The organism is Streptomyces sp. BR1 (genome assembly GCF_052373795.1).
In the GTDB taxonomy this organism is placed as follows: domain Bacteria; phylum Actinomycetota; class Actinomycetes; order Streptomycetales; family Streptomycetaceae; genus Streptomyces.
Window position 1 is genome coordinate 3,394,747 of the sequence record NZ_CM126252.1, and the last position, 23,201, is coordinate 3,417,947.

At 69.7% G+C, this 23,201-nt stretch carries 22 protein-coding genes and 1 tRNA gene; 8 read left to right on the forward strand and 15 right to left on the reverse strand.

Annotation, left to right across the window (positions count from 1 at the left end):
- The first annotated feature begins 34 nt into the window (after positions 1–34).
- A tRNA-Ser gene (locus ACT1U9_RS14630) sits at positions 35–122 on the forward strand.
- A 146-nt stretch (positions 123–268) separates the two neighbouring features.
- Here the strand turns inward: ACT1U9_RS14630 and ACT1U9_RS14635 are convergent.
- The 8 genes from ACT1U9_RS14635 to ACT1U9_RS14670 form a co-directional block, all read right to left on the reverse strand.
- On the reverse strand, positions 269–1,396 hold the full coding sequence (locus tag ACT1U9_RS14635) for a hypothetical protein (protein ID WP_444538722.1): 1,128 nt from the start codon (positions 1,394–1,396) through the stop codon (positions 269–271).
- On the reverse strand, positions 1,393–1,692 hold the full coding sequence (locus ACT1U9_RS14640; RefSeq protein WP_444538723.1) for a DNA-binding protein: 300 nt from the start codon (positions 1,690–1,692) through the stop codon (positions 1,393–1,395). The genes ACT1U9_RS14635 and ACT1U9_RS14640 overlap by 4 nt, the downstream gene beginning before the upstream one ends.
- A complete protein-coding gene (locus ACT1U9_RS14645; protein ID WP_444538724.1) occupies positions 1,689–2,438 on the reverse strand; it encodes a hypothetical protein in 750 nt (249 codons plus the stop codon). Before ACT1U9_RS14645 ends, ACT1U9_RS14640 begins: the two co-directional genes overlap by 4 nt.
- Positions 2,429–2,635 carry a hypothetical protein gene (locus tag ACT1U9_RS14650; RefSeq protein WP_444538725.1) on the reverse strand — a complete coding sequence of 69 codons (207 nt, stop codon included), beginning with the start codon at positions 2,633–2,635 and terminating at the stop codon, positions 2,429–2,431. The genes ACT1U9_RS14645 and ACT1U9_RS14650 overlap by 10 nt, the downstream gene beginning before the upstream one ends.
- A gap of 80 nt (positions 2,636–2,715) precedes the next feature.
- Entirely contained in the window at positions 2,716–3,477 is a 762-nt protein-coding gene (locus ACT1U9_RS14655; RefSeq protein ID WP_444538726.1) for a hypothetical protein, read from the reverse strand.
- A gap of 183 nt (positions 3,478–3,660) precedes the next feature.
- The gene (locus ACT1U9_RS14660) at positions 3,661–4,296 is read right to left on the reverse strand and encodes a Crp/Fnr family transcriptional regulator (protein WP_444538727.1); all 636 of its coding nucleotides are present in this window, start codon (positions 4,294–4,296) and stop codon (positions 3,661–3,663) included.
- A gap of 202 nt (positions 4,297–4,498) precedes the next feature.
- Positions 4,499–4,912: a PIN domain-containing protein gene (locus ACT1U9_RS14665; protein WP_444538728.1), complete on the reverse strand. Its 414-nt coding sequence runs from the start codon at positions 4,910–4,912 to the stop codon at positions 4,499–4,501.
- Entirely contained in the window at positions 4,894–5,178 is a 285-nt protein-coding gene (locus tag ACT1U9_RS14670; protein WP_444538729.1) for a hypothetical protein, read from the reverse strand. Before ACT1U9_RS14670 ends, ACT1U9_RS14665 begins: the two co-directional genes overlap by 19 nt.
- Positions 5,179–5,557: 379 nt before the next feature.
- On the opposite strand from ACT1U9_RS14670, the gene ACT1U9_RS14675 reads away from it, so the two are divergent.
- Positions 5,558–6,394: a DUF2182 domain-containing protein gene (locus ACT1U9_RS14675; RefSeq protein WP_444538730.1), complete on the forward strand. Its 837-nt coding sequence runs from the start codon at positions 5,558–5,560 to the stop codon at positions 6,392–6,394.
- A gap of 82 nt (positions 6,395–6,476) precedes the next feature.
- On the opposite strand, the gene ACT1U9_RS14680 is transcribed toward ACT1U9_RS14675, so the two are convergent.
- Positions 6,477–7,100, reverse strand: coding sequence for a DUF1326 domain-containing protein (locus ACT1U9_RS14680; RefSeq protein WP_444538731.1), 624 nt, complete (start codon positions 7,098–7,100; stop codon positions 6,477–6,479).
- A 299-nt stretch (positions 7,101–7,399) separates the two neighbouring features.
- On the opposite strand from ACT1U9_RS14680, the gene ACT1U9_RS14685 reads away from it, so the two are divergent.
- Both ACT1U9_RS14685 and ACT1U9_RS14690 read left to right on the forward strand, forming a co-directional pair.
- Positions 7,400–8,383, forward strand: a complete 984-nt coding sequence (locus ACT1U9_RS14685) for an ATP-binding cassette domain-containing protein (RefSeq protein ID WP_444538732.1) — start codon at positions 7,400–7,402, stop codon at positions 8,381–8,383.
- Positions 8,380–9,228 carry an ABC transporter permease gene (locus ACT1U9_RS14690; RefSeq protein ID WP_444538733.1) on the forward strand — a complete coding sequence of 283 codons (849 nt, stop codon included), beginning with the start codon at positions 8,380–8,382 and terminating at the stop codon, positions 9,226–9,228. The genes ACT1U9_RS14685 and ACT1U9_RS14690 overlap by 4 nt, the downstream gene beginning before the upstream one ends.
- 15 nt (positions 9,229–9,243) lie before the next feature.
- Here the strand turns inward: ACT1U9_RS14690 and ACT1U9_RS14695 are convergent, their stop codons facing one another.
- The 6 genes from ACT1U9_RS14695 to ACT1U9_RS14720 all read right to left on the reverse strand — a co-directional run bounded on the left by ACT1U9_RS14695 (position 9,244) and on the right by ACT1U9_RS14720 (position 17,151).
- The gene (locus ACT1U9_RS14695) at positions 9,244–12,372 is read right to left on the reverse strand and encodes a BTAD domain-containing putative transcriptional regulator (RefSeq protein ID WP_444538734.1); all 3,129 of its coding nucleotides are present in this window, start codon (positions 12,370–12,372) and stop codon (positions 9,244–9,246) included.
- 92 nt (positions 12,373–12,464) lie between these two features.
- The gene (locus ACT1U9_RS14700; RefSeq protein WP_444538735.1) at positions 12,465–12,680 is read right to left on the reverse strand and encodes a hypothetical protein; all 216 of its coding nucleotides are present in this window, start codon (positions 12,678–12,680) and stop codon (positions 12,465–12,467) included.
- 175 nt (positions 12,681–12,855) lie between these two features.
- Positions 12,856–14,232 (reverse strand): serine hydrolase domain-containing protein, encoded by a 1,377-nt coding sequence (locus tag ACT1U9_RS14705; protein WP_444538736.1) that lies wholly within the window; start codon positions 14,230–14,232, stop codon positions 12,856–12,858.
- Between the two features lie 117 nt (positions 14,233–14,349).
- Positions 14,350–15,627 carry an ATP-grasp domain-containing protein gene (locus ACT1U9_RS14710; protein WP_444538737.1) on the reverse strand — a complete coding sequence of 426 codons (1,278 nt, stop codon included), beginning with the start codon at positions 15,625–15,627 and terminating at the stop codon, positions 14,350–14,352.
- A 23-nt stretch (positions 15,628–15,650) separates the two neighbouring features.
- The gene (locus ACT1U9_RS14715; protein WP_444538738.1) at positions 15,651–16,118 is read right to left on the reverse strand and encodes a pyridoxamine 5'-phosphate oxidase family protein; all 468 of its coding nucleotides are present in this window, start codon (positions 16,116–16,118) and stop codon (positions 15,651–15,653) included.
- A gap of 31 nt (positions 16,119–16,149) precedes the next feature.
- Positions 16,150–17,151: a dipeptide epimerase gene (locus ACT1U9_RS14720; protein ID WP_444538739.1), complete on the reverse strand. Its 1,002-nt coding sequence runs from the start codon at positions 17,149–17,151 to the stop codon at positions 16,150–16,152.
- A gap of 485 nt (positions 17,152–17,636) precedes the next feature.
- On the opposite strand from ACT1U9_RS14720, the gene ACT1U9_RS14725 reads away from it, so the two are divergent.
- Genes ACT1U9_RS14725 through ACT1U9_RS14740 form a run of 4 tightly spaced genes read left to right on the forward strand, consistent with a single transcriptional unit; the run spans position 17,637 to position 23,196 of the window.
- Positions 17,637–19,007 (forward strand): formylglycine-generating enzyme family protein, encoded by a 1,371-nt coding sequence (locus ACT1U9_RS14725; RefSeq protein ID WP_444538740.1) that lies wholly within the window; start codon positions 17,637–17,639, stop codon positions 19,005–19,007.
- An 11-nt stretch (positions 19,008–19,018) separates the two neighbouring features.
- Entirely contained in the window at positions 19,019–20,422 is a 1,404-nt protein-coding gene (locus ACT1U9_RS14730; RefSeq protein WP_444538741.1) for an MBL fold metallo-hydrolase, read from the forward strand.
- Entirely contained in the window at positions 20,419–21,426 is a 1,008-nt protein-coding gene (locus ACT1U9_RS14735) for an alpha/beta hydrolase-fold protein (RefSeq protein ID WP_444538742.1), read from the forward strand. The genes ACT1U9_RS14730 and ACT1U9_RS14735 overlap by 4 nt, the downstream gene beginning before the upstream one ends.
- Positions 21,427–23,196 carry an asparagine synthetase B family protein gene (locus ACT1U9_RS14740; RefSeq protein WP_444538743.1) on the forward strand — a complete coding sequence of 590 codons (1,770 nt, stop codon included), beginning with the start codon at positions 21,427–21,429 and terminating at the stop codon, positions 23,194–23,196.
- The last annotated feature ends 5 nt before the right edge of the window (positions 23,197–23,201 follow it).

Genomic DNA, 23,201 nt, shown 5'->3' on the forward strand with positions numbered 1-23,201 from the left:
CGAGCACCCCTCAGCGTCTTGTATTGTTTGCGGCGGAGGATTCGCCTAGTGGCCTAGGGCGCACGCTTGGAAAGCGTGTTGGGGGCAACCCCTCACGAGTTCGAATCTCGTATCCTCCGCCAGTGCCTCACCGGGCACTACAGAAGGCCCCGCCTGCTTCGGCAGGCGGGGCCTTCTGCGTTCCGTCGTGCATCTGTGGCCGTTTTGGCGGTCCGGGCTTTCGGCGCATTCCAGGGTCCAGGGGTCACCCGCCCCTGGACGAGTGCGATCAGGAGAGCGTGGCGGCCTGGCGCTCCCACTCCGTGATCAGGGTGGCAGCCTGCCGGAAGAGCTTGAGCGCCATCGCGATGTCCCTGCCGGGTGTGCGCAGATCTCGGCTGAGGCTCATGAAGATCTTGAAGACCGCTTCTAGGAGGACGATGCTCTGCAGCCCCTCCCGGATGGAGGCTGACATCCCCATGAGTTGGGTCCGGAAGCCCGACGAATCCCCTCCGGGCGCGCCCTCCGTCGTGGAGACTTCCTGCATGAAGGCGATGACGGCCTTGACGGTTTCGTCCAGTGACGTCATCTTGACCGCGAAGCGCTCGGCGTACGCCCGGAGGTCGGCTGCGGGACCATTGATCTCCCTTGCGTACCTGAGCAGTACCGCCTTCTGAGCGCTGGCCGGGGATCCGGGCTGCCCCAGCGTCGGCAGGAACTCCTCACCGGATTCGGCAATCCGCTGCAGCGCCACGAGCGTCCCGTCCAAGTCCTCGGACATCTCCTCCATCTGTTCCTCGACCACGGTCATGCGCTCCACCAGGCCCGGCGCATTCTCGTCCTCCAGTTCCTCACCTGGTGCGTCTTCCCCGGCCTGTGGCCCGCCGCCCAGCCCGAGCATGATCCTGGCCGGTGCGAGTGGTTGGAACGAGCCGCTCAGGGCCGATTCAAGGGCTGTCTCAAGCTCCTTCCGGGCTTCGATCAGACCACTCCTGCTGCTTGAGAAGTGGATAGTCCTGACCGAGAAGATGTCGAACGGCAGTCGCCCGTGTTCTCCGATGGAGATCGTCGGCTTCCCCGTGGCGTGCCGGACGCCCAGTTCGTACATGACGTTCGGATTGCCGCCACTGACGTCGGCGATCACGATGTCGGCCTGGACCACGTGCCGGCAGATCTGCTCAGTGATGTCACCCGCCTCGGCGATCCCGTCGGCGCGAACCGGCACAAGGCCGTGTTGGGAGCACGCCGGCAGAACGACCTTCTCGAAGATCTCCACCGCGCGCTCGTACGTGTTCCGCTCGTCGCTGCCGTGCTTCGCGTGCCGGTCTCCGATGGGACCGATCACGAAACACGACCAGGTGCGGGGCTGCTCTGCAGAGGGTTCGATCTCGGCGGCGGTCGAGGTCATGACGGTCATGCGTGAACCTCCGTTCCAGAGTGGTGTGTGCGGGGCACCTCGTCCTCTTCGTTGTCGAGAGGGACGGTGTACACAGGCCTTTCCTCGATGCCTAGCGCCCTCAGGAGAAAGGCCGTGGGGATGCGGTACTGGCCGCCGACCCGCAGGACCGGGCACGGAAAGCTGCCGAGGCGGATGAGCTTGTAGCCGGTGGCCGAGCAGATGCCGAGAGCCCGCGCGGCCGTCGGAAGATCGACGGTCAGAGGGAGGTCGAACGCCTCGGCGAAGGACAGGGACCGGCGCCGCCGGGCGCTCACCGGGGTGCTCCGGCCGGGCGGAGAGACAAGATGCCAATCGGCGTTCCCTCACCAGGCCGCCGTGCCCGGTAGACGACGTCCTTCAGCCCCATCCGGTCAGCCAGTGCGTCGAGACGGACGAGTTCGACGGTGGCGGGTGACAGCGTGAAGTGGATCGGTGCCGACAGCCCGTCGTCCCGGTCGGGAGGCGTGACCTCCAGTGCCCAGCCGTCCTCGGGCGGCAGTTCGTCTTCAGCCGGGAGTCCGGCAGTACGTGCTGCGGCGACCGCCGCGATATCGACGACGGGTACCTCCCTGGCCGTGCGGTTACCGAACCGCCACAGCCGACGGCACGCTGCCGTCATCAGGGCGTCCGGCTCTGCCGACTCTCCTCCGGCGGTGTCGGCGAGCGCTTCCAGGAAGCCCGTGGCCGCCTCGGACTCGGCATCGGGCCAGTCCACCCGCAAGCGATCCACAGCGAACCGGACAGCACCCCGCATCCGGGGCAGGGCCAGTCCCAGTGCAAACAGGTGCCAGCGTCCTCCGGTCGCCTCGTCCTTCTGTGCGGCGCGGAGCACCTGGAGCCATATCGACTCAGCCACCTGGCTGTCCCTGGCCCCTTCGTACAGGGCACGGCGTGCTGCTCCCAGCGTGAGGCGAACTGGTTCTCCGGCCATGTCGACCGTGAGCAGGGGATCGTCGGCAAGCTCCCGTTCGATCCCGCGCTCAAGGAAGCTGACGGTTTGCCGTAATCCGCTCATTGCCATGAATCTCCTCCGTTCATGAGGTGGACATGCAGAAGGTGATCGGCGAGTTCGGCAGCAGCCGCCACCACGTCGGCAACCCGGTTCAGCCAGGCTTCGAGGGGCTTGGACGGCTGAGGCACGGCCGGACTCGGTCGCACCCCGCCGTGGTGATGGTGGTGGGTGTGATGGTTGATGCCGCCATTGACCAGGCCGTACACCGCGACGCCTTCACCGACGATCTGTTGCGTGGCCTCGGGTGGTCCTCCGGGCGCCAAGTCGCCCGGAGGATTTGGCCCGCTCACCGGTCTCGCGCATCGGGCGAACAGCTCCCCGGTGCCAGGTAGCGCAGCCCTCCCGACACAGAGCCCATGAACGCGATTCCGTTGCCCACGTGCTGCGTTCCCCGGCCGCCCGCAGAACGCGCTCCCTCGACGTCCGGCAGCCAGTCACTCACGGGCCCCGACTTGTCCGCGAGCGGTCTGCCGGAAGGCACGGGGACGTAGATCCACGCGGGCCGGCGAAACTCCTTGCCCGCCACAGTGGCCTCAACCCGTGTGCAGCGGTCGGGGTGGAGACCGGTGTATCCGCCGACGATCCACTCCTCGTAGACCCGCTCGGAAAGGATCGCGACCAGATGCGTGACCGCCTCGCTCGACCGTGCGAGAGCATCCTTCACCGCCACTGAGTCCAGCAACCTGTGCGTGTCGTTGCGGGCAGCGCCGTTGCCGTCTTCCGGGGCACCCGAGTCGGAGAGGGGCCCCACGTGGACACAAGCCCGGAGTCGAAGCCGGGGCGCGTTGGCCCCCGCGTTGTGCTCGGCGAGAACCACATCAAGGCAGTCAAGGAAAGGCCAGACCACGAGCGGGAGGTAGTCGGGGTCGAAGCCGAACACGAGACCGTCGCCCGAATTGGTGGGGAAGCGCTTGTTCCGAGTCAGTTCTCCGGCTCCGGCCGCGACCAGAGCACGGTCGACGAGTGTGGGGATGCGGCGACTGATTGCGGCGTGCGAGACGGAGGGAAGCCGAGTGAAACCCTCCGCGTCGATGCCGAGAAGCCCCACATACGAGGGCAATGGACGGGCTGAGCTCCAGGGAGGGCATGAAGATTCGACCATGGGCGGTCTCCTCACGGACGGAAAGCGGGAACCCCCCGCGACTGCGGCGGCCGCTCCGAGAGTGCGGGACCGCCAACTCCGCCTGTGGGAAAGGTTTCCCACAGGCTCATCCCCATCCGTGTTTGCCACTCAGAACTCATCCGGCTCCGCGGCGGCCACGTGCAATGCCCGCTTGTCCTTGATGAGGACCTGCTCCCTTCCCAGCGCGATGGCGCCGGTTTCCTTCAGTCGCTTCAGGGCCTTCTGGAGCGTTCGGCGGTCGACGTGGAAGAAACCAGCCAGCACATCCCGCGGACACTCCCTCAGCGCCGGGGGGTTGGTCTCCCCAGCAACCTGCGACAGGAAGACAGCGACTCTGGTGTGCAGTGGCAGGATCCGGTCCTTGAGATGTCTGAGGTCGAGGTCGTAGCCCCAACGCAGCGCCCGGGCATGGGCCTGAGGAGGGATCCCGTTGCGGACCAGGGAGGCGTTGAACTCTCGCACAGAGATGCGGACGGCCGTACCGCGCGTCACAGCCACCACTCGCGCACTGGTGACCCCACCCTCGACCGCGGACAGGTCACCGAGCACCCACGGCGGCTTCCGGCATGCCAGCACCTGCTCGCCGCCGCTCTTCAGGTCGATGACAGCGTTCACCAGCCCGTTCGTCAGCGCCAGGACTTCATCCAGCTCCACCGCCCACGGGATCAGCACCTCCCCTTCGAAGAAGTGGTGCTTCCGCCCCTGGGAAACCAGCCCCAGCCATTGTTCGTCGAACGAATACACACGGACTCCCTCCCTTTGATCCACGGCGGAATCGCCGTGCAGGGAGAGTTCTAATGCCTGGGGCAGCCCTCTCGACGCGGATTCAGTACACGTGCATCCATGCACCGGCGTACGCACCGGAGCGTTCAGCGCTTTACCCGTCGAGCTGCTCCGCGACCATTCACTGGATGGTTCGGAACCCGAATCCCCGTCAGCGGCGGAGTCAGACCGCGACGAGACGCACCCGATCTCCGCACAACTTCGCCATGTCGTCGATGTCGGAGGTGAGCATCACGACCGGCCGCTGCTGCCGCAGCGCCATCTCGGCGACGACCGCGTCGATGGCGTATTTATGGCCGTGCAGGCCGGTGTTCAGCAGGAGCGCGGAGGCAGCTTTGGCGTCCTCGTCACCGATGGGGACGATACGTACCCCGGACAGCACCCACGCGAGTCTCGCTTTGTCCGTCCGACGGTGGGTGGCCTCGATGATGGTGAGCGCGCTGATCACCACTTCCATGCCGCGCTTGCGGGCCTCGGCAACCAGCGCGACGACCGGCTCGTGATCGTCGACGAACTTGGACAGTCCCTCGCAGTCGAGAACGAGGGTGCCCTCATGGCTCAGCTTGCGGCGGGCCACTCGCCCTCCTCGGCGAACACCTCGTCGAAGATCTGACGCGCGCGCACCTGTTCCCGCTCCGAGATAGGCCCCTGACGGCGTTCGTAGTCAGCCAGATACTCGTCCAGGACCTGGCCTCGCAGCTCGCGCTCGACCGCCGCCGCGATGAACGCAGAGAACTCGCGCTTGCCCACCCGCTGCCGGATCGCCTCGGCCGTTCCTTCCGGGAGCGAGAGGCTGACCCTGGTCGCCGGCCCCTCGCCGATGCTGTACGGCGTCTCACTCATGCATCGAGATTATCAAAGGAGTAGGAATCTAGCGAGGCAATCGCGGGATCACCTCGCCGGCCTGCCGGTCGCGATCACGCAGTCTCAGTTCTGGTCTCATTCACCCACGTCCGGGACCGTCCGGAAGGCGGCACACCAACCGCTCCGCCGCAGGTCGGAACGTTCCCGGTCTCCCTCGGACCTCCAGACGAACAGTTGGAAAGCGTGTTGGGGGCAACCCCTCACGAGTTCGAATCTCGTATCCTCCGCTGTTGCTCTCACCGGGCAATAAACGAAGGCCCCGACCGGGAAACCGGTCGGGGCCTTCGTCGTTCCGGGTCGAGCTCGCGGCACGCACGCGGGGGTGGTCTCCTGGAGTTATCCGCAGAAGGACTCCCCGATGCGCTTCAGCCGGACCTCCGTCCTCATACCCGCCCGGTCGCCCTCGCCGACCGGGCCCGGGGGAGGGTTGCTGCCGAAGCGGGATCTCGCGGCGGCCTGGTTGCTCGTCGTTCTGATCGCGGTGCCCGCGTGGGTGCTCACCGTCGGGCAGGCCCGGGACATGGGGGTCGGGCCCGGCACGATGGGGATGGCGCTGCCCCTGTTCCTGCTGCTCTGGGTGACGATGATGGCGGCCATGATGCTGCCGTCCATGGCGCCGGTCGCCATCACCTGGGCGCGGGGCATCGGCCGGCAGTCGTCCGGCTGGACACGGGTCGCCCGTACGACGGAGTTCGTGGGCGGATATCTGCTGGTGTGGACCGCCTTCGGGCTCCTCGCGTACGCGGCCCTGGCCTTCACCGGCGATCTGGTGGGCGACCACCCCACCGCCGGACGCTGGATCGGCTCGGTCGCCTTCCTGCTCGCGGGTCTGTATCAGCTCGGCCCCCTCAAGTACGTCTGCCTGCGGCACTGCCGCGACCCCCTGAGCCATCTGATGCACTACGCGGGCTTCCGGCCGCCGGTCCGCGACCTGCGGGTGGGCGTCCACCACGGTGCCTACTGCGTCGGCTGCTGCGCGGGCCTGATGGTCGTCCTCGTTCCGCTCGGCGTGATGAACGTGGCGGCCATGGCCGCGCTGGCCGTGGTGATCTTCGTGGAGAAACTGTGGTCCCGGGGCCCGCTGCTCGCCCGCGCCGTGGGCGTCGCCTTCCTCGTCCTGGCCGTACTCGCCCCGTTCCAGGGCTGGTTGCTGCCGGGGTTGCAGGGCGCCATGCCGTCGATGGGCGGCATGTGAGTCGCGGCCGCTCAGGCGGTGTTCATGGTCCTCAGGCGCGCGCCCACGGCCCCGCGGGCACGCGCCCGTGGCTCATGGCCGCTCAGGCGCGCCCCTGGACCGCTCCCTCGGTCTCCTCGCTGGTGAAGACGTAGTCGGCCGTCTCGCCGTACGACGCCTCGTAACTCAGCCCGAAGGCGTCGGAACGCCCCGTCGTCCTGCCGACCTCGAATTCGGGAGCGAAGCCGAACATGGCGTTCTTGATCTTCGTGGCGCTGCCGTCGGGACCGATCAGCGGCTCGTAGGAGAGTTCGGTCCTGCCCTCGACCGTGAGGCCGGGCTTGCCCTCGTCCGTGAGCGACACCTTCGCGCGTTCCATGCCCAGGTACTCGCCGTAGAACTGCGAGAGCTGGCCGAACGGTCCGCCTTCACGGCCGGACAGGATGCTCTCCAGCGCATCCGCCTGTTCGTCGGCGGCCGAGCTGTCCACGACCAGGCCGACCTTCCAGTTGCCGGAGGACAGGTTGGACGGGAAGTGGTTGTAGAACGCGAAGTCCACACCGGAGAGGTCCAGGTCGTCGAGATTCCCGTTCTCGACGTGGAAGACGGCCGTGCCCAGGCATTCGGTGCCGCCCGCGTTGTCCCGGGGCCGGCCGTCGTAGGGGCAGCTGCACAACACGGCGCACGAGCAACCGGCGACGTAGGTGCCGGAGATTGTCCACGACATGGCTGCTCCCTTCTTCGAAGGGTGGTTGGCAACATCTGTACTTTTACGCTAATCCCGCCGCATATCCATGTAAACGGCGCATGTAAACGGCGGTGCCGTGGTCGAGGAGCTCGGCAACGTTGTCGGCCATGCGCCGACCGGGCCGGGTCACGTACTGACAGCCGCCCCGCCCCACCTGTCAGCACCCCCGCCAGCCCCTGTCAGCCACCTGCCAACCCCCTGTCAGCGCCCCCCGGCATCGTCTTGCCCATCGAGAACGGCGAGCGGGTCCACACGAGGGGATCCAAAGGGGAGAGCAGATGTCGTACGCCATCCGGGCCGAGGGTCTGGTCAAGCGGTATGGGGACTTTGTCGCGCTGGACGGGGTCGACCTGGAGGTGCCGGCCGGGAAGGTGATCGGGGTGCTCGGGCCGAACGGGGCCGGGAAGACCACCACCGTACGGATTCTGTCGACGCTGATCCGGCCCGACGCGGGGCGGGCCACCGTCGGGGGGCACGATGTGGTGCGCGACCCGGTGCGGGTGCGGCAGCTCATCGGGCTCACCGGGCAGTACGCCTCGGTCGACGAGGCCCTGTCCGGCACCGAGAACCTGGTGCTCATCGGGCGCCTGCTCGACATGCCGAAGCGGGCCGCCAAGGCACGGGCCACCGAACTCCTTGAGCAGTTCTCGCTCACCGAGGCCGCCAGCCGGCCGATCAGCACCTTCTCGGGCGGTATGCGCCGCCGCCTCGACCTGGCCGCGAGCCTGGTCGGACGGCCGCAGGTGATCTACCTGGACGAGCCGACCACCGGCCTCGACCCGCATGCCCGTAACGAGGTGTGGGACGTCGTCCGGGCGCTGGTGGCCGACGGCTCGACCGTGCTGCTCACCACGCAGTATCTGGAGGAGGCCGACCAACTCGCCGATTCCATCACCGTGTTCGACCGGGGCCGGGTCGTCGCCGAGGGCTCCCCGGGCGAGCTGAAGCGGCGCGTCGGCGGGCAGATCATGCAGGTGCGGCCGACGCTGTCCACCGATGTGGCCGCGGTCGCCGGGATCCTGACCGAGCTCACCGGCGCCGCCCCCGCCCACGAGCAGCACACCAGCCTGCTCACCGTCCCCGCCGACAACCCGCTCCTCGTGTCCGCCCTGGCCCGCCGCCTCGACGCGGCCGGAATCGGCGCCGACGAGATGGGCCTGCGGCTCCCCAGCCTGGACGAGGTCTTCCTCGCCCTCACCGGCCGCACCAGCTCCACCGACGACAACACCGGCAACACCACCCCCGAGAGGAACGCGGCATGAGCGCCCCCACCATCACCCCCGCCCCCACGCACGCCCCCGCCGCAGGCGGCCACGCCGCCGCGCCCCCGCTCCGCCTCGGGTTCGCCCGTACCGTCCGGCACAGCCTCGCGCTCGCCGGGCGCAGCATCACCAAGTTCGCCAAGTCCCCGGCCCAGCTCACCGATGTGGTCCTCACTCCGGTCATCTCGATGCTGATGTTCGTCTACCTCTTCGGTGGCGCCATCGGCGGCGGCGACACCCACGCGTACGTCCAGCTGATCGCCCCGGGCGTCATGGTGATGACCGTCTTCCAGGCCAGCATCGGCATCGGCACCTCGCTGAACGCCGACGCGAGCACGGGCATGTTCGACCGGTTCCGCTCCATGCCGATCGCCCGCTCCAGCCCGCTGATCGGCGCCGTACTGGCCGATGTCATCCGTTACGTGGTGTGCCTCGTCACCCTGCTCGCGGTCGCCCTGGTCATGGGCTACCGGATCACCACCGACCCGCTCTCGACCCTGGCCGCGTTCGCCCTGCTGATCGGCTTCGGGCTCAGCTTCTCGTGGCTGTCGGTGTACGTCGGGATGCTGGCCAAGACCCCCGGCTCGGTGTACGGCCTGATGACCGTCCTGATCCTGCCGCTGACCTTCGCCAGCAACGTCTTCGTGAAGCCCGCGACCATGTCGGGGTGGCTGCGGGCCTGGTCGGACGTCAACCCGGTCAGCCTGATGGCCGACACGACCCGCGCCCTGCTCAACGGCGGCGACGTCGCGGGCCCGCTGTTCGGCAGCCTCGGCTGGATGGCCGGTCTGATCGCGGTCTTCTTCCCGCTGGCGATGCGCGCCTACCGCAAGAACGCGGGCTGAACCACGTACGAAGTATCAAGCGACCGGCTGGCCGACCTCCTCGGCCAGCCGGTTCAGCGCGTCCTGCCGCGCCATCCCCGCGCCCACCCGGTACGCCGCCCGGTAGCCCTCCTCGCCGAGCCGCCCCACCAGCCGGTCCACCAGTTCGCGCAGCTCCGGCTCGCCCTCGTCGAAAGCGCCCCGGATGACCTGGCTCATGCCGAGCGCGGTGGCCGCGCCGACCGGGTCGTCCTCCAGGGCGAGCAGCCCGCCCAGCAGCTCCGCGACCCACGCCAGGCCCGCCCCGGCGCCCTGCGCGAACAGCGCGGCGGCGGCCCGGGGCAGCAGCTCGCGGGCCTGGGCCGCCGCGCCCTCGGCCAGCCGGTTCTCCATCCGGGTGCTCACGATCAGGTCCTCGGCGACCTCGACCGCGATCGCCCGGCGCCGTACCAGCGCCTCCAGCTGGTCGAGGACCCCGTTGGCCTGTACGAGGTCGCCCGCGCGGCGGTGCAGATTGGCGAGGCCCACCAGGATGTTGGCCTCAAGACGACGATGGCTGCGCTCCTTCGCCTGCCGCAGCGCGGACTCCAGGTCGCGCCGGGCGCCGTCCAGATCGCCGCTGCGCCGCCGCTCCCGCGCCAGCCTCGCCTTGCTGAGATAGAGGAAGTCCTCGGTGCCGAGCTCGGAGCTGAGCGCCACGGCCCGCTCGAACGTGGCGACCGCCGCCGCGTGTTCACCCCGCAGCGAGTGGTCCCGGCCGACCGGCATCAGGCTCAGCACCAGCCCCCAGCGGTCGCCCACCGCCTCGAAACCGCGCAGCGCCTCAAGCCGGGACGGCTCGCCCGTCCGCAGATCGCCCTGCTCGGTCAGGACGAAGTCGTACGCGAGGTGGGCGCTGGCCCGCACCCACGGATCCGGCGAGTCCAGCGACCGCCGCAGGCTCTCCCGCGCGTCCACGGACTCCTCGTCGGCGAAGGCGAGTTGGGAGACCCGGAGGAGCATTCCCGCCGGATGGAACTCCCGCGCACCGGCGGAATCCACCGAGTCGACCCCGCTCATCAGGGCGTGCGCGACCCCGAGCCCCCGCACCTCGGCGAGGGCCGTCTCCAGCTGGGTGTTCATCCCCCGCACCCCCCAGTACCAGAACATCGCCTCGACGAAACGCGAGGCCAGAGCCCCGTCCCCGGCGGCCACGGCCGTCCGCAGGGCGTGGACGAGGTTGGCGTGTTCGGCGTCGAAGACCGCGATCGCGTCGAGCTGTTCTCCCGTACGCAGCCGGGGTTCATGCTCTTCGGCCAGGGCGAGGAAGTACGCGGCGAAGGGGCCGGTGATGTCGTCGCCGGACGAGGTGAGCCGGGTGGCCGCGTACGCGCGTACGGTCTCCAGCATCCGGTACCGGGGTTCACCCGATCCTTCCGCGTCGGACGCGGTGACCAGGGACTTCTCGATCAGTGCGTCGAGTACGTACAGGACGTCGTCGCTCGAAAGCGCGCCACCGTCCGCGCACACCGCCTCCAGCGCGGCGAGCGTCGCGCCGCCGGGGAAGGCCGACAGGCGGCGGGCGAGGACGCGTTCGGGCTCGTCGAGCAGGTCCCAGCTCCACTCGACCACCGCGAGCAGCGTGCGCTGGCGCGGCAGTGCGGTCCGGCTGCCCGAGGTGAGCAGCCGGAAACGGTCGTCCAGGCGGCGCGCGATCTGGTCCACGCTCATCGAGCGCAACTTGGCCGCGGCCAGCTCCAGAGCGAGCGGCAACCCGTCCAGGCGGCGGCAGATCTCGACGACGGCGCCGACCGTCGAGTCGTCGACCGCGAAGCCGGGCCGGACACTGGCGGCCCGGTCGACGAAGAGCCGTACGGCGTCCGCCTCCGCCGCCACGGCGGGCTCGGGCGTCCCGGTGGGCACGTCGAGCGGACCGAGATGACAGAGCACTTCCCCGGTGATGGCGAGGGGTTCCCGGCTGCTGGCCAGAATCCTCAACTGAGGGAGGCGTTCGAGGAGTTGATCGGCCAACTCCGCCGCCGCCTCGACCAGGTGCTCGCAGTTGTCGAGTACGAGGACGGCGTCGCCGATGTCGAGCAGCTCGGCCATGCGGTCGACGGGGTCGGTCTTCTGACCCGCCTGCCCCGCGTCGTACAGGCCGCCGTCGGTGGAGCCGATCGCGCCGAGTACGGCGTCGGCCAGCTGATCGGCCGCCCCCACCGCGCCCAGCGGCACGAACCACACCCGGCCGCGCGCATGGGCCGGGTCCTGGGTGACCGCCTCCAGGGACAGCCGGGTCTTGCCCGCGCCACCGGGGCCGACGATGGTGACGAGCCGGGAGGCGGTGAGCAGCCCGGCGAGCTGGTCGAGCTCGGCCTTGCGCCCGACGAAGCTGGTCAGCCGCGCGGGAAGCCGGTTGGCCGAGCCCTTGGTCCGGGCGGCGGGCCGCTCCAACTCCCCCCGGAGCAAGGTGAGATGAATTTCCTGGAGTTCAGGGGAAGGGTCGACGCCCAGCTCGTCTCCCAGCCGCTCCCGTATCTCCTCATACGTGGCGAGGGCATCCGACTGCCGTCCCGCCGCCCACAGGGCGCGCATCCGCAGCTCGGCGAGGCGTTCGCTGAGGGGGTGTGCGGCGGCGGCCGCGCCGAGGTCGGCCAGGACCTCGGCGTGCCGGCCGAGCCGCAGTTCCACGTCGAAACGGTCCTCGGCGGCGGTGGCCTTCATCTCGTCGAGCCGCGCGGCGGCGGCCCCGGCGAACGGGGCCTCCAGGACGTCCGCCAGCGCCGCGCCCTGCCACAGCCCCAGGGCGACGGCGAGCGCCGAGGCGGCCGCGTCGAAGCGGCCGGCCGCGAGTTCCCTTCGGCCCCGCGCGGCCGACTCCTCGAAGCGGTGGGCGTCGACGTCCTCGGCGCGTACGGCGAGCCGGTAGCCCCCGGCGCCGGATTCAACGGTCCCGGTCCCTCGCAGCGCCTTGCGCAGCCGGGACACCAGGGCCTGAAGAGCATTGGCCGCATCGGCGGGCGGCTCCTCCCCCCACAGCCCGTCGACCAGGGCGTCCACGGACACCGCGCGCCCCGCGTCGAGGGCGAGCCGGGCGAGAAGCATGCGCAGCCGGACGCCGCCGATGGGAATGGGCGCCGCGTCGTCGCCGTACGCCTGAACCGAACCGAGCAGAACTATCCGCACCGCACATCCCCCAACGCCCTTCGGCGTTCGCCCGGGCCCGGCACAGTTCTATCAAGCGTTCCCATCCGGTGGGAGAAGACAGCCGGGGAGCCTCACGGGCTGCCGGACCGCGAGACGCTGTCGGCGAGCTGGCCCATGAAGTGCTCGACCCCCTGCCCGAACCCGGTCGGCGCGACCAGCACGCCGAACGCCATCACAATGGCCACGGTCAGCCACTGATCGGACCGACTGCGCGCCTGCACGCGCCGCCGTACGCGTACGTAGATGATGACGGCCAGCAGCACCGCCACATTGATCGACAGAATCACTTGGCCGGTCCTCCCGCCAGGCAAGACATCGGACAGCGTCGCTCTCCTGTCCTCAATAGTCCGAACCCGAACGATGCGGCAGCCCAGCAACCAAGGATTGGCGCCAAAGCTCTCATCTGAGGCTTGTTTGCCGGGCATATGACGGGCGGCAGGGACCGCCCGCGCCCGACACCCGTCACCCCGCCTTCGGCGCAGCCCGCATCCCCACGTAACAGCACGCCGTCCCATCCGACAGCGTCGCGAAGACGACCGGCATCCAATCCTCGCTGAAGGCCGCGCCGACGCCCGAGCCCGCGAAGACCGTTGACGTCACCGGGGAGAGGTCGATCTCAAGCGGCGGGGAGAAGTCCTTCATGCCGCCGACGAACTCGTAGCGCAGGTGGCCCCTGCCGTTCTGTGAGGTGACCGTGATGACCACGCCCTCGCGCGCGTATGTGCCGACCAGCGGAGTGAAGTCGATCGCCGGAGGCTCGGCTGCGGGCTCGAAGGGGGCGGGCATCTCCACGTCCGCCAGTTCCGCCAGAAGTTCGCGCATCAGGGTCGCGTAGAGGGGACGCGCTCCGCCGCCGTTCGTGAGGAGGGCCACGGCCACGTTCGCGTGGGGGACCACGCGGAGGTAGGCGTACTGGCCGATGGACGCGCCGTCGTGGCCGTAGCCGGGGTCGCCGGACCAGTCGTACAGGGTCCAGCCCAGGCCCCAACCGTCCGCGCTCACCGTCCACTTGTCGGGGACGTCCACCACTCGGCGCCTCATCGAGGCGGCCGCCACAGCGGACAGCACTCGCGTACCGTCCTGCGCCACGCCGTCGTCCAAGTGCATCTTCGCCAGGCGTACCACGTCCGCCGCGCTCGCTATCACTCGGCCGTACGGGCCCGCCGAGCGCGGCATCAGGTCCCAGGCCGGAGCCGGTGACGGGTCCTGGCCCGGCTCGCCGAGGTGGCCCATCGCCGCGCGGAAGCGCAGCGCCTCCTCGGGCAGGGTCATGGTGTGCTCCGCGCCGAGCGGTGCGAGGAGGCGTTCCTTCAGGGCCTCGTCCCAGGTCCGGCCGGTCAGGACCTCGACGATGCGGCCGAGGACGTTGTAGCCGACGCTGCTGTACGAGACCCCCGTACCCGGCGCGCAGTCGAGCGCCACACCCCGGGCGGCCTCGACGTACTTGGCCAGGCAGTCGTCACCCCGCCCGGTGTCATGCGTGAAGTCGCAGGTCAAACCGCCGGTGTGAGACAGGAGTTGGCGAGTTGTGATCGTCTTCGTGGCGGCCTCGTCCGCTACCGCGAACTCCGGCAGTACGTCCACCACCGGCGCGTCCAGGTCCAGTTCGCCGGTCTCGGCCAACTGCATCACCAGCGTCGCGGTGTAGACCTTGGCGATCGAGCCGAGCTGGAACACCGAGTCGGTCGTGGCCTCCACGCCGGTCCCCCGGTGCAGCACCCCGCTCGCCAGCTCGTGGATCTCCCCGTCGACCAGGACGGCGAGCGTCGCGCCCGGGACGCGGTGGGCGGCGCGCAGCTCCTCGAAGCGGGCCTGCCAGTGAGCGGTGTCGAAAGTCATGACGGTCTCCCCGATCGCATCGCGGCGCGTGCGAGGCGTCCATGCGCCTCACTGGCGAACACTGTACGGAGTCCGCACAGTGTTCGCAACAGTCGCACGGCGTTCGGGAACCGCTCCTTACGCCTTGTCCGCGTCCTCCTCTATGTCGTAGAAACCCTCCCTCTCCCACCGCCGGATCGTCTCGTGGTCCCTCGCCACCACCGCCGCGTCCGTGTGGATCAGATACACCGCGCCCGGGCGTGTGAAGAGGTCCGTGGTGCGGGGGATGTACTCGCCCGCCTTCGGGGCCGGAGCCAGCAGGCTGTGGAAGGACGGGAGGGTGTGCAGCGGGCTCCAGTCCAGGTCGCGACGGAGACGCCCACCCCTCGGGCAGATGAAGCTGACACCGCGAGCCACCCGCTGGAGCGGCGGCGCGGGCGGGCCGCCCCTCGCGTACAGGTCCGGGTCGATCAACGCGTGCACCGCCTCCGCCACCGGGTTGCGCCCGGTCGCCCGGGTGATCGCGGAGAGGTCGGCGGTGCCCTGCGGGCGCGCGGCCGTCTCCACCAGGCGGGGGCCGGCGGGGGTGCCGATCACCTCCGTGTGGGACGGGCCCCACTCGATGCCTACGGCGGTCAGGGACGCGCCCACGTACGCGGTGATGTCCTCCACCGACCCCGGATCCACCAGCTCCGTGTAGTCGTACACCGGTGACGACCCCACCACCGTCTTCACCGACCGCCACACCTCAAGGACGGTGTGGCAGCCGCCCGCGCTCACGCAGTTGACCATGTACTCGTCACCCTGGAGATACTCCTGGACCAGTACGGAATCGTTCCGCTCGCCGTAGATCGACTCGCTGCCCAGCAGCTTCCCCGCCGCCCCGGCCGTCTCGTCCGGATCCGCGCAGAACATCACCCCGTCCGTACCCCCGCTGCGCAGCGGCTTGACGATCACCGGGCCCGAACCGTGCCGCCGCGCCGCCTCCCGGGCCTCGGCCGCCGACGTCACCGCCGCGTGCCACGCCGTGGGCACCCCGGCCGCCGCCAGCGCGCGCTGCATCTCCAGTTTGTCGCGGCGGGCCGCCGCGGTCGCGGGGTCGTTGTGCCGCGTGACGCCCAGCGCGGCGGCGAGGCGGTCGGCCAGGGCCACACCCGAGTCCGTGCCCGCGATCACCCAACCCACCTGGTGGCGGCGCAACTCCGAAAGCAGCGCCGCCCAGTCACCCTCGTACGCGTAACGCGCCCGGTACGTCTCCGGCGCGAACGTCCGCAGATGCGCCTCGGAGCGCTCGGCCCTGTTCTCCACATGCACCGAGCCGATCCCGTACGCCGTGAAGGCCGGGGCCAGCAGCGCGCCGGTGGAGTGGCCGTCCACCACGACCGCCACCCGCTCGTTCATCGTCTGAACCGGCATCGGATCTCCCTCTGTCGGGACTGCTACCGCGGCTCCGCCGCCAACCACTCGCCGTCCTTCATCAGCGTCCGGCCCGCCAGTTCATTGACCTCCCGCCACGCCTGGACGCGGCGGGGGCGGATGCGGAAGTACTGATACGGCTCGTTCTCCTCGCGCGGATCGAACCCCGTCTTCGCGGCGAAGGCGTCCGCCAACTTCTCGTCAAGCGAGCCCTCTTCGATCGGTTCGGCCGCGCCCTCGACCAGGATCACGTCCCGCGTCGCACCGAACGCCAGCCGCACATGGCCGCCCGCCAGCAGGTTCTTGCTGGTCGGCGATGTGCGTACCGTCGAGATGACGACACTCGTGCCGTCCCAGAGGAAGGAGAGCGGGACCAGGTACGGGGTCCCCGTCAAGGATGCCGTCGACACCCACGTATCGACGTCGTCCTCCAACCGCTTCCGCGTGTCCCGGATCCGCTCTTCAAGCGTGCGCGCCGCTGCGATAGTCATGGTCGCGAAGCTACCCCCGAAGCACCGGATCTCACCCCCACAACTCCCGTGCCGGCGGCTGCAACCAGCCGTCCTTCGCCCTCATCCTCGGCTCGATGTCGTCGACCAGCCGCAGATGGCCGTCCAGGTCGACGAACTCGGCCAGTTGGGCCGCGTGGAAGCCGACGGCGGCGGAGAGCGAACTGCCGGGCAGGCAGCCGACCATGATGCGCAGGCCCTCCTGGCGGGCGCGGCCGATGATGCGCAGGGCCGCCGTGAGGCCGCCGCATTTGTCGAGCTTCACATTGACCCCGTCGTACAGGCCGCGCACCCGCTCCAGGTCGTCCTCGGTCTCGAAGGACTCGTCCGCGACGACCGGGATGGTGCGGCGCAGGCCGCGCAGGCCGGGTTCATCCGCGTCGCCGACCGGCTGCTCGATCATGCGGACGCGGTGCTTGACCAGCAGCGGAAGCATCGTGCGCAGAGTGTCCAAGTCCCAGCCGCCGTTGACGTCGACGACCACGCGCGCGTCCGGCCGGGCGGCGCGCAGCTTCTCCAGACGGTGTACGTCGTCGTCGGCGTCCGGGGAGCCGAGCTTGAGCTTGAGGACGTGCGCGGAACGGCTCTCGGCGATCTCCTGATCCAACTGGGCCGGATCTGCAAGGGAGATGGTCGTCATGATCTGGAGCGGCTGGGGCGCCGGGATGCCGAGCAGCCGCCACACGGGCGCGTCGGCCTTCTTGGCCGCCAGGTCCCACAGGGCCGCGTCGAGCGCGTTGCGCGCGGCACCCCGGCCCAGTCTCGACAGCAGCTCACCACGGTCACTCGCGCCGCTCTCGACCAGCGGCCCCACCGCTTCGAGTTCGGCGACGGTTTCCTCCGCCGAAACCTCGAAGAAGCTCTCGAAGGGCGCCCCTTCACCGCGCCCGACATGCTCGCCGTCGCGCAACTCGACGCGTACGACCGTACACGTGAGGTCATGACCTCGGGCGTACGTGTAGGGAAGCGAGAAGGCAATCTCCTGGCGTAACACTGCGAACCGCAAGGAATCCACGCGCCGAACGGTAACCCAGGTTCCGGCATTTTCGACAGGGATGATTGAACTTTTTATCTGTGATCTGTGCAACAGGTGGTTTCTGGCCAGGTCTTGGCTTGTCAATTCCCCGGACGGAGTCAATCCAAAACCGTCGCGAACAGCAGGACCCTTGATCGACCCCCGATGTCCGGCACTGTCAAGGCGACCAAATCGGCCCCGTCCGCGCTCAATTGAAGATCGAGCTGTTGACGGACCACCACGAGCGACGGAACATGATTTGGGTCGGCAAGCGGTTGCTGTCCGGCCGCGGTCGGCAGTCTTGTCATTTCCTATGTGGAAGGAGGCTGATTCTGATGTCGGAAAAGGACTTCATGGGAACGCGCGACAACGAGCAGGACACCACGAAGTGGTAGTTCCCTCTTAGCGACGCGATCAAGACGATAAAAGGCCGCCCGCGCCCTTCCAGCGCGGGCGGCCCTCTCAGCCGAGGAGGGAACGATCCGATGGTCGGCAATCTGCCCGCCACGACCGTGGAACTGCCGCCCGAGTTCTTGAAGGTGGACGGGTCCGACGACACCCGGTACTGGGAGTCCGTCCAGTCCGTGGTGGACCTCGCCGACCGTCGCGGCCGGGACCCCAAGGGCGTTCCGCTGCTGGTCGGCCTGGCTGTCCAGCATCCGGAGTGGCCGGTCAGGGCCGCGGCGATCAGGCTGCTCGCGGTGCACCACCGGGAGGATCCGGCGGCGGCCGCCGCGGTCGCCGGCGGCACCCACGACCCGGTCGACTGGGTCGCCTTCACCTCCCTCAAGGTGATCACCGACCACCGGATACGGGCCGCCGTGCCCGACCTCATACGGATATCCGGCTGGCCCAGCAATTTCGCCCGCGAGGACTTCTCCCGTAAACCGGTGGGCTGCGGAGCCGCGTTCACCAAGCGGGCGCTGCTCACCATTTTCGGCACCCGGGACCCGGCGGAGCTGCGGCGTCTTGAGGACGAGTACTTCACGGATATGCGGGCCCGTATCAAGGCACATGGAGAGCGCCCTCGCCGGACCGAGGACGCGATTCTCGTCCCCGCCGGTCCTTTTCTCGCCGGAACCGCCTCCGCGCAGAGCGGACCTTTCCGTATGACACAGGACGACAATCCGTTACGGGCCGTCGACCTCCCCGCCTACCTCATAGACCGGACCACCGTCACCAACGCCCGCTACGCCGAGTTCCTCGAAGAGGCCGGGGAAAGCGGGGTGTTCGACCACCCGGACCAGCCCGAGGACGGCAGAAATCACCGTCCGGCACACGGCCACGACCCCCGGTTCAACGCACCGGAAATGCCGCAGGTGGGCATCGACTGGTACGACGCCTGGGCGTTCGCCAATTGGGCGGGCGGCTCGCTGCCGAGCGAGCTGCAATGGGAGAAGGCGGCGCGCGGAACGGACGGCCGGACCTACCCCTGGGGGAACACCTGGGATCCGGAGCGGGTGAATTATGTCGAGCGCTCCTACGGGCGGCAGGTGGCCGACCTGGACGAGTTGGAAGCGCTGTTGGTCACCACTACCCATGACGACAACCCCGCACACCCCGTCCTCCCCTCCGACAGCCTCCCCGGCGGCGCGAGCCCGTACGGAGTGCTTCAGATGTCGGGCAACGTATGGGAGTTGACCAGGACCAACTTCTACACCGGCGACGACATGGACCCCTTCTTCAAGGGCCGCCACCCGATGGAGTTCATGAACCGCAAGGACGCCTTCCATGTGCTGCGCGGCGGCACCTGGACCTCGCCCGTCGCCTGTCTGACCACGTTCTACCGGGGCAAGGACCTGATCACCGATCTGCACAACGAGGTCGGCTTCCGCTGTGTGTACGAGGCGGAGTGAAAGGCGGAACCATGCGGCTCACCTCCCTCGGCCACGCCGCCGTGCTCATCGAGACCGATGAGCGGCGCATCCTCGTGGACCCCTGGCTCACCCAGCGCCTCGACCGGTTCTGGGAGCACCACCCGGCCCTGCCCGACGGTCTTGAGAAGGTCCTGGACGGCGGCGTCGACCACATCGTCTTCAGCCACCACCACTTCGACCACCACCATTTCCCGTCCCTGACAAGGCTGTCGGAGGACGGCGAGGTCGACTTCGACGACAGCCCGCACCGGGCCGCCGAGACCGAGTGCGTCTTCCCCGTCGGGCAGGTCCCGCCCCGCTTCACCGCGTCGGGCCTGGGCCATCAGGCCATTCCCTGGACCCTTCGCAGGCTGGGCTTCGAGCGGCTCACGCCGGTCACCCCGGGCGACACCCTCCACCTCGGCGATGTCGTCGTGCGGACCTTCGTCTCCAATGTGCCGTTCCCCGAGATGAGCGTCCTGATCGAGACCGAGGAGGCGGTGGTGATGCTCTGCGGCGACTCGATCCTGCACGAGTCGACCGTCCGCTACTTCGAGCAGCCCGATGTGCGCCCCATCGACGTGGCCTTCGTGCCCGCGCACAGCGTCTCGCCGCCCGGCGTCCTCACCGAGCGCAGGCCGCTGACCGACCCGGACGCGGTACGGGCCCGAGCCGTCGCCAACTTCGACCGGTACGTGTCCACCCTGAACGCGGCCGTCACCGTCCCCTCCTCCTTCGGCTGGAAGGTCAGCGGCGACGGCGAGCAGGACTACGACTGGTGCAACCGCACGATCTTCCCGTTCACCCCGTGGGAAGCCCTGTCCCGGCTGGACGAGCTCGGCCGTGAGGGGCTGCTGTGGGGGCCCGGCCAGATCCTGGAGGTCGCCGGCGGCAAGGCCGAACTGCGCAACGGGCCGCAGATCCCCGGTGGTTACGACTTCGAGGCCGTGTACGCCGAGGTCACCCTCGACCCGGACGCCGAGGTCCCCGCCTTCGACCCCGAGCGCGACCGCACCGGCCGCCAGACCCGCCCCTCGCATCGCCTGCTCACCGAGGTCATGGAGCGGATCGTCGGCACCGACTTCTGGTACCGGGCGCTCGACAGCGGCGCCACCCACACCATCTCGCTCCACGACGACAACGGCTCCACCCACGCGTACCTCCTCGAACCCGTCAGCGGCCGCATCAGCCACCTCGGCGCGGGCCCGGCCCGCGACCACCTCAGCCAGGACAACGGCTACACCGAGATCGCCGCGAGCACCCTCCAGGCGCTCCTGGACGCCGAGTTGCTCTTCGGCAGCTCGTACGGGCTGTGGGCGAGCAACAGCAATCTGCTCTCCGCCGTCTTCCACCACCCGGCGTACTACACGCGCCAGGTCGACCGCGCACTGAGCCAACAGGCCGGTCGCGCATGACGGAACAGCTCGGGACGCGCGTCCTGGTCGAGCACACCAGTGCCGCGCTGCGCGGCAACCCGCTCGGGGATCCGTACGAGCGGCGCATCGAAGTGCTGCTGCCGCCCGGATACGACGAGTCGCGGCGCTATCCCGTCGTCCACTGGCTGCCCGGCTTCGGCGCCAACCCGACGCTGACCGGGCGTCCACTGGCGTTCGGCGAGGCGCCGGCGGACCGCATCCACCGGGCGATGGCGCGCGGCGAGATCCCGGCCGCGCTGATCGCGGTCCCGGACGCGACCACGGCGTACGGCGGCTCGCAGTACCTGGATTCGCCCGCCTGCGGCCGCTACCTCACGTATCTGGGCGAGGTGGTGGACGAGGTCGACCGGCGGTTCCCGACCCTGGCCGAGCCGCAGTGGCGTGCGGTGGGCGGGAAGTCGAGCGGGGGATACGGGGCCGTGGTGGCGGCGATGGAGACCGGGCTGTTCGGGGCGGTGCTCGCGCACACCCCGGACGCCGGGTTCGAGCACAGCTATCTGCCGCTGCTTCCGGGCGTACTGGACACGGTGGAGGCGGCGGGCAGCATCGAACGGCTGCTGGGACAAAGGGAGCCGGGGCCGCACGACACCCCGTTCATGGTCGCCATGAGCATCCTCGCCATGGGCATGTGTTACGCCGACAAGCCCGGCACCACGCCCGCCGAGGCCCTGCCCTGCGACCCGCGCACGGGAGTGTTCCGCCCGGAGGTGTGGGACCGCTGGCTGCGCCACGACCCCGTACGCACTTCAGCAGCGCACATCGGTCGGTTGAAGGCGCTGCGGCTGCTCTACCTCGACACCGGATTGCGCGACGACTACCACATGCACTGGGGCGCCCGGGCGCTGCACGCGGTCTGGCAGGAGCGCGGCATCGCGCACGAGTACCAGGAGCACGACGGCGGCCACCACGGCATCGAGCACCGCTTCCTGACCTCGCTCGCCCTGCTCGGCCGGGTGTGGGGCAGCGCGGGACAGGGGGACTGAATGTGCGGGATCGCGGGCTTCATCAGCCTGGACGGCCCGCGCGAGCGGCCCTGGCTCGGGGCGCTCGGCGCGGCCATGACGGACGCGCTGCACCACCGGGGCGAGTCGGCGGCCGAGCCGTGGATCTCGCCGGACGCCACGGTGATGCTCGCGTGTGTGCGGCTCGCCGTGCGGGACCGGTCGGCCGCCGGGGACCAGCCGATGTCTTCGCCTGACGGCCGGGTCACGCTGGTCTCCAACGGCGAGGTGTACGCGTCCCGCGCCCCGCTGCCCGAGCCGTGGCCCCGGCGCACGCACTGCGACACGGAGTTCGTGTTGCAGCAGGTGAGCGGGGCCGAGGACGCCGGGCCCGTACTCGCGTCGCTGGACGGGATGTTCGCGCTGGCCTGGTACGACGCGCGCACCGGCCGCACCACGCTGGCCCGCGACCACTTCGGGGTCAAGCCGCTGGTGTACTGCCGGGTGGCGGGCGGACTGCTCTTCGCCTCCGAGCCGCAGGCGCTGCTGGCCACCGGGCTGATCGCGCCGGAGGTGGACCGTACCGAGTTCGTACTGCGCTCCTGGGTGCGGATGGACGCGGCGGACGAACGGACCTGGCTGACCGGCATCGACGCGCTCCAGCCCGCCGAATACCTGACCGCCGAGGGCGGGCGGGTGCGGACCGGGCGCTACTGGCAGCCCACTCCGTCCGACGAGCCGGTCGGCGCCGAGGAGATCCGCGCCGCCTTCGACCGCGCCGCCGCGCTGCGGACCGCCGCCGATGTCCCCCGGGCGGCCGTGCTCAGCGGCGGCGTCGACAGCTCGGCGATCTTCGCGGCGCTGCATACGCAGGGCGTGGAGTTACGCCCGTACGTCCTCCAGTACGAGGACGGCGTCGGCGGGTCGGGCAGCGATGTCGAGCACGCGCGGACGGTGGCTCACGAGCATCAAGTGCCGCTCACCGTCGTCGAGTTGTCCCGGCGCGACGCGGTGAAACTGATCCCCGAGGTCGCCGGGCGGCTGACGCGGCCAATGCTGCACGGCGCCGAGCTCGCGATGTACCAGCTGTACGAGCGGATCGCCGCCGAGGGGCAGGTCGTCGTCTACTCGGGCCACGGGGCCGACGAGATGTGGGGCTACCAGGACGGCGGTTACTTCCCCGTGGTCGCCCCCGACGCCCCCACGCATCTGCACGGCCGCCACTACCTCACCCACCGCCTCTACCCGGACGAGCGGCCGGTGTGGGGCGAACTGGTGGAGTGGATGGCGGCCGGGCTCGACGTGGACATGGCCGAGATCAGGGAGCGGGTGTGGGAACGGGTGCTGCGCGAGTACCGGGCGCTCGACACCCTCGACCCGGTCAAACGCGGCCGCCACCATCTGATGCGCCGCTTCCTGGTGTACGTGAACGACATGGTCGACCTGACGTCGTCCACGTACACGCTGGAGGACCGGCCCGTCTTCCAGGACGTGACGCTCGCCGAGCTCGCCTTCCGCTGCCCGGAGCATCTGAAGAGCACGGGGCGGCCCGGCGACCACAAGGACCTCCTGAAGGAGGCGCTGAGCGGGCTGCTGCCGCCGTCCGTCGTGCGGCGCCGCAAACAGGGGTTCCCGGCCCCGTCCGACCCGTCGTACCGCGAGGCGCTGCGGAGTCTCGCGGACGAGCAGGGCATGCCCTTCGGGCTGCCGCAGCCGCCTCAGGCGCTGCGCGCGGCGCTCGGCACCGGCGAGCTCATGTACCTCGCGTCCAGCGCAGCCTGGCTCACCCGAACCACGCTCACAGGGAAGTAGGACAG

Coding starts and splice junctions, on each gene's coding strand:
- ACT1U9_RS14690 (WP_444538733.1), top strand. CDS start 8,380: ATGAGCGCCCCCACCATCACCCCCGCCCCCACGCACGCCCCCGCCGCA.
- ACT1U9_RS14725 (WP_444538740.1), top strand. CDS start 17,637: ATGGTCGGCAATCTGCCCGCCACGACCGTGGAACTGCCGCCCGAGTTC.
- ACT1U9_RS14715 (WP_444538738.1), bottom strand. CDS start 16,118: ATGACTATCGCAGCGGCGCGCACGCTTGAAGAGCGGATCCGGGACACG.
- ACT1U9_RS14675 (WP_444538730.1), top strand. CDS start 5,558: ATGCGCTTCAGCCGGACCTCCGTCCTCATACCCGCCCGGTCGCCCTCG.
- ACT1U9_RS14680 (WP_444538731.1), bottom strand. CDS start 7,100: ATGTCGTGGACAATCTCCGGCACCTACGTCGCCGGTTGCTCGTGCGCC.
- ACT1U9_RS14735 (WP_444538742.1), top strand. CDS start 20,419: ATGACGGAACAGCTCGGGACGCGCGTCCTGGTCGAGCACACCAGTGCC.
- ACT1U9_RS14710 (WP_444538737.1), bottom strand. CDS start 15,627: ATGCCGGTTCAGACGATGAACGAGCGGGTGGCGGTCGTGGTGGACGGC.
- ACT1U9_RS14685 (WP_444538732.1), top strand. CDS start 7,400: ATGTCGTACGCCATCCGGGCCGAGGGTCTGGTCAAGCGGTATGGGGAC.
- ACT1U9_RS14645 (WP_444538724.1), bottom strand. CDS start 2,438: ATGGCAATGAGCGGATTACGGCAAACCGTCAGCTTCCTTGAGCGCGGG.
- ACT1U9_RS14730 (WP_444538741.1), top strand. CDS start 19,019: ATGCGGCTCACCTCCCTCGGCCACGCCGCCGTGCTCATCGAGACCGAT.
- ACT1U9_RS14670 (WP_444538729.1), bottom strand. CDS start 5,178: ATGAGTGAGACGCCGTACAGCATCGGCGAGGGGCCGGCGACCAGGGTC.
- ACT1U9_RS14705 (WP_444538736.1), bottom strand. CDS start 14,232: ATGACTTTCGACACCGCTCACTGGCAGGCCCGCTTCGAGGAGCTGCGC.
- ACT1U9_RS14740 (WP_444538743.1), top strand. CDS start 21,427: ATGTGCGGGATCGCGGGCTTCATCAGCCTGGACGGCCCGCGCGAGCGG.
- ACT1U9_RS14635 (WP_444538722.1), bottom strand. CDS start 1,396: ATGACCGTCATGACCTCGACCGCCGCCGAGATCGAACCCTCTGCAGAG.